Origin of the sequence: Cryobacterium sp. Y57, assembly GCF_002929505.1 — a bacterium.
Taxonomy (GTDB): Bacteria; Actinomycetota; Actinomycetes; order Actinomycetales; family Microbacteriaceae; genus Cryobacterium.
The window spans coordinates 52,533-64,200 of record NZ_PJJL01000056.1 but is presented as its reverse complement, the minus strand read 5'-3'; the positions used below and the strand labels follow the sequence as shown (position 1 = coordinate 64,200).

The 11,668-nt window shown below is 61.3% G+C and carries 12 protein-coding genes; 9 read left to right on the top strand and 3 right to left on the bottom strand.

The features are described 5' to 3' along the window. Window positions 1-47 precede the first annotated feature (47 nt). Complete coding sequence (locus tag CXY72_RS04715) at window positions 48-1,139, bottom strand: hypothetical protein (RefSeq protein ID WP_104126548.1); 1,092 nt, start codon at window positions 1,137-1,139, stop codon at window positions 48-50. Window positions 1,140-1,145: 6 nt separating this feature from the next. Further along, window positions 1,146-1,964, bottom strand: a complete 819-nt coding sequence (locus CXY72_RS04710; RefSeq protein ID WP_146071050.1) for a hypothetical protein — start codon at window positions 1,962-1,964, stop codon at window positions 1,146-1,148. A 425-nt stretch (window positions 1,965-2,389) separates the two neighbouring features. Between CXY72_RS04710 and CXY72_RS04705 the strand changes: the two genes are divergently transcribed. Then, window positions 2,390-3,772: an MFS transporter gene (locus tag CXY72_RS04705; protein ID WP_158252468.1), complete on the top strand. Its 1,383-nt coding sequence runs from the start codon at window positions 2,390-2,392 to the stop codon at window positions 3,770-3,772. Between the two features lie 29 nt (window positions 3,773-3,801). Here the strand turns inward: CXY72_RS04705 and CXY72_RS20550 are convergent, their stop codons facing one another. Further along, window positions 3,802-3,927 carry a hypothetical protein gene (locus CXY72_RS20550; RefSeq protein ID WP_370446208.1) on the bottom strand — a complete coding sequence of 42 codons (126 nt, stop codon included), beginning with the start codon at window positions 3,925-3,927 and terminating at the stop codon, window positions 3,802-3,804. 133 nt (window positions 3,928-4,060) lie between these two features. Here CXY72_RS20550 and CXY72_RS20545 point away from each other — a divergent pair, with 133 nt between their 5' ends. From CXY72_RS20545 to CXY72_RS04665, 8 genes are all read left to right on the top strand, one after another. Further along, window positions 4,061-4,279 carry a hypothetical protein gene (locus CXY72_RS20545; protein WP_199183955.1) on the top strand — a complete coding sequence of 73 codons (219 nt, stop codon included), beginning with the start codon at window positions 4,061-4,063 and terminating at the stop codon, window positions 4,277-4,279. Continuing rightward, complete coding sequence (locus CXY72_RS04695; protein ID WP_104126545.1) at window positions 4,276-5,139, top strand: sugar phosphate isomerase/epimerase; 864 nt, start codon at window positions 4,276-4,278, stop codon at window positions 5,137-5,139. Before CXY72_RS20545 ends, CXY72_RS04695 begins: the two co-directional genes overlap by 4 nt. A 59-nt stretch (window positions 5,140-5,198) precedes the next feature. After that, complete coding sequence (locus CXY72_RS04690) at window positions 5,199-5,426, top strand: hypothetical protein (protein ID WP_104126544.1); 228 nt, start codon at window positions 5,199-5,201, stop codon at window positions 5,424-5,426. Window positions 5,427-5,756: 330 nt separating this feature from the next. Next, window positions 5,757-6,161: a tautomerase family protein gene (locus tag CXY72_RS04685; RefSeq protein WP_104126543.1), complete on the top strand. Its 405-nt coding sequence runs from the start codon at window positions 5,757-5,759 to the stop codon at window positions 6,159-6,161. 120 nt (window positions 6,162-6,281) lie between these two features. Further along, on the top strand, window positions 6,282-7,262 hold the full coding sequence (iolC, locus tag CXY72_RS04680; protein ID WP_104126542.1) for a 5-dehydro-2-deoxygluconokinase: 981 nt from the start codon (window positions 6,282-6,284) through the stop codon (window positions 7,260-7,262). Continuing rightward, window positions 7,255-8,190 carry a deoxyribose-phosphate aldolase gene (locus CXY72_RS04675; RefSeq protein WP_104126541.1) on the top strand — a complete coding sequence of 312 codons (936 nt, stop codon included), beginning with the start codon at window positions 7,255-7,257 and terminating at the stop codon, window positions 8,188-8,190. The genes iolC and CXY72_RS04675 overlap by 8 nt, the downstream gene beginning before the upstream one ends. Window positions 8,191-8,208: 18 nt before the next feature. Next, window positions 8,209-10,104 (top strand): 3D-(3,5/4)-trihydroxycyclohexane-1,2-dione acylhydrolase (decyclizing), encoded by a 1,896-nt coding sequence (gene iolD / locus CXY72_RS04670; RefSeq protein WP_104126552.1) that lies wholly within the window; start codon window positions 8,209-8,211, stop codon window positions 10,102-10,104. Window positions 10,105-10,151: 47 nt separating this feature from the next. Then, window positions 10,152-11,657, top strand: coding sequence for a CoA-acylating methylmalonate-semialdehyde dehydrogenase (locus CXY72_RS04665; RefSeq protein WP_104126540.1), 1,506 nt, complete (start codon window positions 10,152-10,154; stop codon window positions 11,655-11,657). Window positions 11,658-11,668 lie beyond the last annotated feature (11 nt).

Genomic DNA, 11,668 nt, shown 5'->3' with positions numbered 1-11,668 from the left:
ACGGCACGGCACGGCACGGCACGGCACGGCACGAGCATTGAATTGCATCATTCCACCCTAGACAAATCCGCCGACGACATCTTCTCTTCCCGTTTCCCAGCACCACTATCGGTGACCTCGACACGCTGCATCGTCCGTCCGCCGTAGACCCAGTCGACATCGTTCGCGTGATACAACGAAACAGACTCTCCGATGACAACGTTCGTGATGTTGCGGAACGAGGTACTGTCCGCTGCGAACGGTGACGAGTGGGTTTCCATGCCGCCAGGGCTTTCAATGGTGCCAGCGTCAGGATCGCCATTATCGAGGTACCCCGTTTCGAGCCGAGTCAGTCCGGGCGTATCCAGCGGGTTTGTGTTGCCGTGACCGAGTTGGAACATGGATGATCCCTGATTCCAGCCCACGACTGTGTCGTTGCGTGCCTGCAGCACGAAGTGGGGTTTGTCTTGCGTGTACGGAAAATCAGCGACGCCTGTCACGTCGTGACCGAGACCGGCCGGTGCAACATAGACGATGCGATCAGCCCTAAGCCCTAGCATTTCCGCAGTCCCGAGCACGGCAGCACCGTAGCTGTGCGCGATCGGCACCAGCGCTGTGCCCGAGGGGAGGGCGAGGCTATTCGAAAAGGCTACAAGTCGTGGTGCCGCCGTGTCAGAGAAACCCTGCTCTGCGGGGTCCACGACGTGGGTTGGGAGATCAAATTCAGGCATCGGTGCTCCATGCCACGTGAAGTATCCGGACCTTCTACCCGAGTGGCAGAACAGGTCCTTGCCGCGGTCGAGGTCGGCGGTGAATTCTGCGAGCTTCGAGTTTGTGCCGGGCACCACCACACCCACCTGCGTCATCCAGGACGGAACGTTGCCGGTCTGCGGGTCAAGCGTTCCCTGAAATGTGATGATGCTGTCGCGAAGCGGGTTGAACCCGACCAACACTGCCCCGACTTGATCGGATCGTTTCTGATTCTCATCAAAAACTCGGTACTCGCCGAACGCTTGACCGCTCGCGTCGTCTTCCGTGGAGTACTTCCAGTTGCGGTCGCCGAGGATCGCGTCCAGGCTCTTAATCTCGCCGTGCAAGCCAGAAATCTTGTCGGCGAAAAGTTGCTCGTCCCCGGATTCCTTCTCCAGCAGTTGAAACATTTTAATCTATTTCTCGAGCTCACTGCGGTGCTTCTTCGCTGTGATTACGTTCGCGGTGTTGCGATCACGCAGCGCGATGCCGTCGAGGTTGCCCATAAGCAGCGGAAAATCGGCGATGAGTTGTTCGCGTTGCGCCGGAGTCAGCCCTTGCCACACTTTTCCGATACTGGTGGGATCTTTGAGCTTCGCAAGGTCGATGGCGGAAATCGTGCGTGCGCTGCCGTCGGGCATGAGGGCCGACACGCGTACCCCTGCAGAAATGGTCGGGAGGCTCGGCATCGCGTTCCGTGCAGAAACGTACAGCTGTCGCTGCGTCAAGATGGAATCCGCCGCCGAGGAATCGGCGCCCTGTCGTTCCTCGTCGAGCGCCGCCAGCCGTTGTTTTGCTCCGGCGATACGTTCGGTCGCTCCGTTGACCGCAAGTACGAGTATCGGCGGCATCTGAAATGGAAGGCCAACGCCGGACTTGTCAGCTTCGTTCAAGCGATGCCGCGCGGCGCTTTGGTCTTGGCGTGCCGAGTCAAGATCTCTGCGTGCCCTTGTGGCTCTGCTCTCGATGTCGGTCATCTTACGGCCGAAGGTGGAGACGTCGGCGCCCCAGTTCTGGTCGGCGTTCTGGACCAAATTGGCTGGCGCGGACGAAGCCTGGATCATGCTCAGGATGCGCTCGACCGAGACCGCAGCACCGGACTGGCCACCCAAGCTCGTCACCGCCGATACGAGGCTGTTGTATGTGTCGGTGCCCACGGTGCGCCGTTGCAGGCTTGACCCTGTTTGTTGCACCGTCTCAGGGTTGCCTGCAAGCGCCATGTCACCTACGGTCATAGTCTCCACCTGGCACACTTCATGATTTAATCTGCGATGCGATTTGCGCATCGAGCAGTTTGAAAAGGGTCGTCATCTCCGTACACGAATTGCTTTGCGCAGTCATGAGTTCATCAGGAATTTGAGAATCTCTGTCCTCCTGATTGCAAAAGCAATCTGACGCTTCACAGCTGAATGTGCCCATCCACCCCACCCTGGCGGCGATGAGCGCGGTCCTGCGTACTCCACGCCGAGCAACGCCGAAAAGATCGACTTGAACATCTCCACCGTTGCCGGAAATCGCATCGGCGACAGCCGCAGTCGTGCGATCGGCGCAGCCCTCGTGCAAGGCCTTTTCGCTGGTTCGCTAACTTAATGGATTTTTATATTTGTGCAAACATCCTATTGTCAGCACAAAGATGTATGGCAGAAAGCTGGAAAAATATATGAGCTCGATCGTGGGAACTGCGCCACTCACTCAAGGCCAGCGCTTTAAAAATATCTTCTCCGGTACCCTTGGCACAGCGCTCGAATTCTACGATTTCGCCCTCTATGGGCTTGCCGCCGGAACGGTCTTTAAGCAGATCTTCTTCCCCGAGGCTTCACCTGCGATGGCAATCATCGCGAGCCTGGCTACATTCTCGGTCGGATATGTCGCGCGCCCGTTGGGAGGCATCATCCTTGGGGCGGTGGGCGACAGGGTCGGGCGAAAACACATCCTCGTATGGACCGTCGTGGTCATGGGATTGTCGTCAACGCTCATTGGCCTGCTGCCCACCCACGAGCAGGTCGGCATCCTTGCACCGGCCCTGCTGGTGCTCCTGAGAATCATTCAAGGATTGGGTGCCGGCGCCGAACTCTCGAGCAGCTCGACCATGCTGGTCGAATCAGCACAGCCGCACAGACGCGGCTTCATCGGCTCTCTTATAGGAATCGGGACGAACGGCGGCACCCTGCTGGCATCTCTCGCCTGGCTCGCCGTCTATTCTCTGCCCGAAGACGATCTGCTCAGCTGGGGATGGCGGCTGCCGTTTCTCGCCAGCATCCTGATTGCCGGCGTCGGCCTGTGGATGCGGCGAAGCGTGCAGGAGAGCCCTACGTTCGAACAGATCGACGCGGCAGACAAGACCCGCGCGATCGCTGAGACTTATGGCCATCTTCTCAAGCACTCACCGCGCCGGATGCTGGCCTGCATCGGCATGCGCTGGGGAGAGAACGGGATCTCAACGGTCTTCCTGGTGTTCTTCGTTGGTCAACTGGCCACCATCTCAGTGGACAATCCAGGCCTCGGCGCGTTCGCCGTCGTGGTCTCCGCGGTCGTTGGGCTGGCCACAGTGCCGCTGTTCGGGTGGCTGGCCGATCGATTCGGTCGAAAGCCCTTATATCTGTCCTTAAGCGTCTTCCAGCTCATCATCGCGGGACCGGCCGTCTGGATGATCACCACAGGCAGTCCCGTTTTCGTCGTGTTCGCCTTTGTGCTGGCCTATTCCATTGGCGTGATGGGCATGTATGCCGTGCAGTCTGCCTTCATGGTGGAGCTTTTCGGCTCCCGTTCGCGGCTCGCCGCTGTGACTTCGTCGAAGGAGCTGGGCGCGTTGACTTCCGGCGGCTTCGCCCCGCTGATCTGCGGAACGCTCATCGCGTTGACGGGCAATATCTGGATTGTCGCGGCATATATGAACTGCTCGCACTCGTGTCGATTATCTCTACAGCGGCGCTTCCCGAAACTCGTGGCCGCGATTTGGTCGAGCAGGGCGACGCGCGATAGGCCAGAGACCCAGTTGAGCACTTGGTCAAGCACGATGAAGGAAAGAATTCCTCTGCGGTGACATCCGATCCGTGAGCGGTGGATGGCTTTCTACCGATCACGCGGCGTCCTGTGCCACTCGGTGCCGTCGTCGGTCACGACCACGCCGAGGTCAGCGACAAATTTGAGCCCGTCGAAAACGATGACTACGCGGCCTTCTCGGCCGAATTTGAGCACGGCATGGGCAGTCTTGAAGTCTGCCGCGTGCTGCTGGCCACGCCAACACCCTCACCTTCGAGGTGGTCTGAGATAATGGGTCAGCAACCTTCGACCAGCGCTCGTCCGGCCGAAATCGGCATCTTTCTCAGCAATGGCCCCGCACTGCAGAACGGCTATCGTCAGGTCGTTCGCGTACCAGGCGCATGCTGTTCTCGACGAGGTCACCGGTCTCGACCCAACCTCGTCCCTACCCCGCAACGCGTCCTTCGACGACGGCGTGCACAACCTCGAAATTCTCACCCCGGCCACGGAACCGGCTACCAACAATGGTCACCAGGTCTCTGTGGCCCAGAAGGAGATGGCACTATGAAACTCGGCGTCTACAACGCAATTCTGCACGACCGTTCCCTGCCCGAGGCGATTGACGTCGTCGCCTCACTTGGCCTCACCGGCATCGAAGTCAACTCCGGTGGCTTCCTGCCTCCTGTCCACATCCCGAACCTCGATGAAATCATCGCCAGCAAGTCGGCAGCGAATGACTACCTTGCCCTGTTCGCCGGCACCGGCGTCGAGATTGCCGGTCTCAACTGCAACGGCAACCCACTGCACCCCAACCCGGCCATCGGCCTCAAACACGCCGAAGACATCCGCCGTTCCATCAAAGCGGCGGCCGCACTCGGCCAGACCCGGGTCGTGACGATGTCGGGGCTCCCCGGTGGAGAACCGGGCGCGACACGCCCCAATTGGATCGTGAACGCTTGGAACTCCGGTTCGCTCGATCAGCTGGACTACCAGTGGGGCGTGGCGGCCAAGCTGTGGTCAGAGATCGACAAGCTCGCGCGCGACAACGGTGTAAAGGTGGCCCTGGTGTTTCACGCGGCCGCCAAAGACATCAAGGTGAACCCGGCCGCGGCTGTTTACGGGGTTCTGGACAACAGGTTCCGCAAACTGGATGAAGACGAAGACCGCACGAACCTGGGTGACGATGAGTGGGTGAACGAATGGCCCAAGGATTCCGCGTGGGACTTCGTAGCACTCGGCAAGGGCCATGACACGGCTTTCTGGACCGAATTCCTCCGAGCCCTGCACGAGGTTGACCCCGACATGGCAGTCAACATTGAACACGAAGACGTGTCGCTCGGACGTATCGAAGGCCTCGAAATTGCTGCACGTGTTTTACAAGCTGCTGATGCTGCATTGAGTGCGACGTTGTCGACCGGTCAGCGCTGATATCCGCTCACCACACACCCGATAGAGGAATAGTCGAAACCCATCAAGTCACGCCCGGCATGCGCAAAGCGCTGCCGCCACTCACAAAAGGCGTAGCAAGTAGTCGCCTCGGTACCATCGCCGTCATCGCCACCTTCGGCGGCCTACTCTTCAGGTATGACACCGGTGTTATCAACGGTGCCCTCGACTCGAGGGGCTCAAGCCTGGGGCTCACCCCAGCGACGGAGGGCATCTTGACCTCGTCGCTATTGGTCGGAGCTGCGCCGGGAGCCTTTTTCATCGGCTGAATCTTTGACGTCGTCGGGCGCAAACCCATTATCCAGGCCCTGGCCGTGCTCTTCTTCTTCTTCGCGGCACTGGCGGCCGTGCTGGCACCAAACTGGGAGTTTCTACACCGTAAAAAAGGTGCCTAGGGCAAAAGATCCAACGATCGCGCCGCTAGTACCCAGCGGCTCCTGGAAAACGTTTCCGGCTCCCTCCCACGGCGTAAGCGTCCGTTAGTCGTTGGAGCGTCTTTGCTGCGGATCACGATACCCGCGACGCCAGATCTTGTCCGTACCGGGATATTTTGTTAGTATGTCAGTACAAATAGGACATTTATACTGCAAAGGACAGACATGCCATTGGTTCGTATTGACGTGAATTCCGACCGCACTGCCGGGCAGCTTCAGGGCATCGGTGACGCGATTCACCGGGCGATCGTCGAGACCTACGGCATCCCCGAGCGTGACCTCTTTCATATCATTACCGAGCATTCGATTGGCCAGCTGCGGGCCCAGGATGCCGGCCTCGGGTTCGAACGCACGGACGGCGTCGTCATGATCCAGATCTTCACCCAGATCGGGCGTGATCAGAGAGCCAAAACCGCGCTCTTCGACAAGATCGCGAGCGAGCTGTCCGTGGTGGGCATCGATGGAGCGGATGTCTTTATTGGCTACGTGGAGAACGGCGCCGGAGACTGGTCGTTCGGGTTTGGCCGCGCGCAATACATGACGGGCGAGCTTGCGGTTCCAGCGTCGTAGTCCCTCCGTCCTTTTTTTGTTAGTATGTCCATACAAACTTTGACAGGATGGCAATAGGGTGCAGGGTAAAAACCGTGCCCTTATTTTCTCACCGAGTCCCCAGCGACAGAAAGGTCAACGATGACCGAGACACATGATCTCCTCACCATCGGGCGCATCAGCGTCGACATCTACCCCAATGACATCGGGGTAGACCTTGAAGATGTAACGAGCTTTGGCAAGTATCTGGGCGGCTCCCCGTCAAATGTGGCCGTTGCCGCGGCCCGTCAGGGGCGCCGCACGGGCGTCATCACGCGCACCGGCGACGACCCCTTCGGCAACTATCTCCACCAAGAGTTGACGAAATTCAAAGTCGACGACCAGTTCGTCTCTGCGGTGCCGGTCTGGCCGACCCCGGTCACTTTCTGCGCCATCAAGCCGCCAGATGACTTTCCGCTCTACTTTTATCGCACGCCCACGGCGCCCGATCTGCAGATCACCGCTGACGAACTCGACCTTGACGCGATCAAGGCCACCCGAATCTTCTGGTCGACCGTGACCGGCCTCTGCCAGGAGCCCAGCCGCGGCGCCCACCTCGCGGCCCATGAGGCCCGGCCCCGCGATGCTCTCGCTGCTGGACAATTCACCATTCTCGACCTCGACTACCGCCCCATGTTCTGGGCTTCCGAAGACGAAGCTCGCACCGAGGTAGCAAAGATTCTGCCGCACGTGACCGTGGCCATCGGTAACGACAAGGAATGCGCCGTCGCCGTGGGCGAGGGCACACCTGACGAACAGGCTGACGCACTGTTGGCAGCCGGCGTGGAAATAGCCGTTGTAAAGCTGGGCGCGGATGGCGTCATGGCCGCCACGCGAAGTGAGCGGGTGATCTCCGCCCCCATTCCGGTGAAGACAATCAACGGTCTCGGTGCCGGTGACTCATTCGGCGGCGCATTCTGCCACGGGTTGCTCGCCGGCTGGCCACTGCAGCAGATTCTCGACTATGCCAACGCCGCCGGTGCCATCGTCGCCTCCCGGCTGTCGTGCGCCGACGCCATGCCCACGCCGGCCGAAGTGATGAGCCTGCTCGCCGAACACGGTCGCGAGGTTCCCAATGACTGATCTGCGCCCGCATGTCACCACCCAGGATGCAAGCCGCTACGGGAAATTAACCACCGTGCGCCTCCAGGATCCCGGGGCCATACTGCGGGCGGCGCAGGCCCGTCGGCCACACCCTGGTCCGAGGGGCGGCACGCAGAACTTTATTGTCGCCGCCGATCACCCGGCACGTGGCGCACTCGCCGTCGGCACCGACCGGATGGCCATGGCCGATCGCATGGACCTGCTCGACCGGCTCCAGGTCGCACTCGCCAACCCCGCTGTTGACGGAGTTCTGGCCTCCCCCGACATTCTGGACGATCTGCTTCTGCTCGGCGCGTTGGAGGGCAAGTTGATCTTCGGGTCGATGAACCGTGGCGGTCTGGCCGGGTCTGTCAACGAGATCGATGACCGCTTCACCGGCCACACCGCGGGCGCACTAGCCGAAATCGGAGCCACCGGTGGCAAGATGCTGACGCGCATCTGCCTCGGCGACCCGGCCACCCCCGGCGCCCTAGCGGCAACAGCACAGGCCATCGACAGCTTGGCTGAGCACCGCCTTATCGCCATGGTCGAGCCGTTCCTCTCGGTCTGGGAGAACGGACGTATTCGTAACGACCTGAGCACCGATGCGGTCATCACGTCGGTGGCCATCGCCTCCGCGCTCGGGGGGACGAGTGCATACACCTGGCTGAAACTACCAGTCGTGCCCGAAATGGAACGCGTCATGGCGGCCACCACCATGCCCACCGTGCTCCTTGGCGGAGACCCCGACGGCGCGCCCGACGAGGTCTTCGCCAGCTGGGAAGCCGCCCTCGCGCTGCCGGGTGTGCGCGGCCTCACCGTCGGTCGCACCCTGCTCTACCCGCGAGACGACGACGTGGCGGTCGCCGTCTCCATCGCTGCCTCACTGCTCAACTCCAGCACCACCGACTCGATGACGAGGAACTAACCCATGACATCACGCCGCATGACCGTTTCGCAGGCCCTCGTCGAGTTTCTCGCCAACCAATATTCCATTGACCGGGTGGGCACGGATGACCATCGTGAACGACTGATTTCCGGCATGTTCGGCATCTTCGGACATGGCAATGTGGCCGGCGTCGGCCAGGCGCTTCTGCAATCGCAGAGCCGCGACCCGAAGGCCATGCCGTATTACCAGGGCCGCAACGAGCAGGGCATGGTGCACCAGGCCGTCGGCTTCACTCGCATACGCCGCCGCCGGTCCACCTATGCCGTTTCAACATCCGTGGGACCCGGCGCTACTAATATGCTCACCGGTGCGGCACTCGCGACGATCAACCGCTTACCCGTTCTATTACTGCCCGGCGATGTCTTCGCCACGCGGACGTCCGACCCCGTGCTGCAACAGCTCGAGCGACCGGATGCCTATGACATTTCTGTCAACGACGCCTTTCGTCCGTTGTCGCGCTACTTCGACCGGGTCAGCCGCCCAGAGCAGCTCTTCTCGGCTCTTATGAACGGTCTACGGGTTCTGACGGACCCGGTCGAGACCGGTGCCGTCACCATCTCGCTGCCGCAGGACGTGCAGGCCGAGGTGCTCGACGTTCCAGCCGAATTTCTTGCCGAGCGTGACTGGCGAATCCGTCGCCCGGCACCCGAGCCTGACGATATCGCCGCCGCGGCCCGGGCGATCCGCGCGGCCAAACGCCCTCTGATCGTTGCCGGCGGTGGTGTGCTGTACGCCTTCGCGGAAGACGCCCTGGCTGACTTCACCGTCGCCACCGGCATCCCAGTCGGAAACACGCAGGCCGGCGTCGGCGTATTGCCCTGGGATCACCCGTTCTCCCTCGGCGCCATCGGCTCTACGGGCACGACCGCGGCCAACCGTCTGGCCGCAGAGGCCGATCTCGTCATCGGAATCGGCACCCGCTACGAGGACTTCACGACCGGGTCCCGCACGATCTTCGCCAATCCCGACGTGAAATTCATCAACATCAACGTGGCGCCCATCGATGCCTACAAGCACGGCACCGCGATCGCCGTCGTGGCCGACGCGCGCAAGGCACTGATCGCGCTCGGTGTGGCACTCGGCGGATTCCGCGTCGGAGCCGATCTCGAGCGCACCATTGCCGCGGAGAAGAAAAACTGGGATGCCGTGGTCGAGGCGGCGCACAGCACCTCGTATACGCCGCTACCGGCGCAGGCCGAGATCATCGGCGCGGTCAACGAGATCTCGGAGGCGCGAGATGTGGTCGTCTGCGCGGCGGGGTCCCTCCCCGGTGACCTGCACAAGATGTGGCGCGTGCGGGACTCGTCCGGTTATCACGTGGAATACGGATTCTCCTGCATGGGGTACGAAATTGCTGGCGGTATCGGCGTCAAGCGTGGAGCCCCCGACCGGGACGTCTTCATTATGGTCGGCGACGGTTCTTACCTGATGATGCACACCGAGCTCGTGACCGCTGTCGCCGAGAACATCAAGATCATCGTGGTGCTGATCCAGAATCATGGCTATGCCTCGATCGGATCACTCTCCGAATCCCTCGGGTCGCAGCGCTTTGGCACCCAATACCGGTACCTGGACGAGAGCGCGCATTCTTTCGACGACGGCGATCGGCTGCCGGTCGATCTGGCCCTCAACGCCGAAAGCCTGGGCGTGAACGTGATCCGGGTCGAGCCGGGAGTCGACACAATCGCCGACCTCAAGGTCGCTCTGCGAAAAGCAAAGCTGGCAACGGGACCGGTGCTCATCCACATCAACAGCGACCCGATGATTTCCGGTCCGGATTCGGAAAGCTGGTGGGATGTTCCGGTCTCGGCACTCTCCGAGCTCGATTCCACGACCCAGGCCTACGAAACCTATCTTGCGCACAAAAAGCACCAGAAGCATCTCCTGGGCTAGGCCCTTTTCCGCTCATCACAACACTCATATAGACGAAGGAGTCACTCATGACTGCTCAGAAGCCCATTTCGCACTTTATCAATGGCCACGAGAACCCCGGAACCGGCGAGCGCACACAGCCGGTGTACAACCCTGCGACCGGAGAAATTTCCGGGCACCTGCGCCTGGCCAACCGAGACGATCTCGACACCACAGTGGCCGCAGCCAAGAAAGCCGCCGAGAGCTGGTCGCAGACGTCCCTGGCCAAACGCACAACCGTGCTCTTCAAATTCCGTGAGCTCGTGAGCGCTCACGTGGACGAGCTTGCAGCGCTCATCACCGCCGAGCACGGCAAGGTACTCTCCGACGCCAAGGGGGAAATCGGCCGTGGTATCGAGGTCATTGAGTTCGCCTGCGGCATCCCGCAGCTGCTCAAGGGGGCCTATTCCGACCAGGCTTCCACCGGGATCGACGTCTTCTCCTTCCGCGAGCCGGTGGGTGTTGTCGCCGGAATCACCCCCTTCAACTTTCCGGTGATGGTGCCGTTGTGGATGTGCCCGATCGCCATCGCCACCGGCAACGCATTCATTCTCAAGCCTTCGGAGCGCGATCCTTCGGCAGCGATACTGCTAGCAACCCTCTGGACGAAAGCCGGCCTGCCTGACGGTGTCTTCCAGGTGCTTCATGGTGACAAGGAGACCGTCACTGGCCTCCTCACTCACCCCGACGTCGACGCCATTTCCTTCGTCGGTTCGACCCCGATTGCGCAGTACGTGCACGAGACGGCCACGGCGCACGGCAAGCGTGTTCAGGCCCTCGGCGGGGCCAAGAACCACGCCATCATCTTGCCCGATGCTGATCTCGATAACGCCGCCGACCACCTGTCCGCCGCAGCCTTCGGTTCGGCGGGGGAACGCTGCATGGCCATCTCCGTCGCGATCGCCGTTGGCGATGCCGCCGATTCGCTCGTCTCCAAAGTGCAGGAACGCGCCCTCGCGATCAAGGTTGCCGAGGGCACGGAGCCGGATGCCGACATGGGCCCGGTAATCACCCGCGCGTCGAAGGAGCGCATCATCCGTATCGTCGGTGAGGCTGCAGAGAGTGGAGCGAACCTCGTTGTTGACGGTCGCGATCTGGTCGTTACGGGCAAGGAAGACGGCTTCTGGGTCGGGCCGACCGTGCTCGACAACGTCACGACCGACATGACCGCCTACACCGAAGAGATCTTTGGCCCAGTGCTCACCGTCGTGCGGGTCGAGACCGTGGAGGAGGCCATCGAGCTGATCAACTCCAACCCTTATGGCAACGGCACCGCGATCTTCACCTCGTCGGGTTCAAACGCCCGTAAATTCCAGCGGGGCGTGCACGTGGGCATGATCGGCATCAATGTGCCTGTCCCGGTCCCCGTCGCCTATCACTCCTTCGGCGGCTGGAAGAACTCGCTTTTCGGCGACAGGAACATCTACGGCGAAGAAGGCGTGGCCTTCTACACCCGCGGCAAGGTGGTCACCTCCCGCTGGCCAGAGCCTGCACACGCCTCCGAGGCGTCATATGCCTTCCCGTCCAACTCATAGTTTCGGTTCGA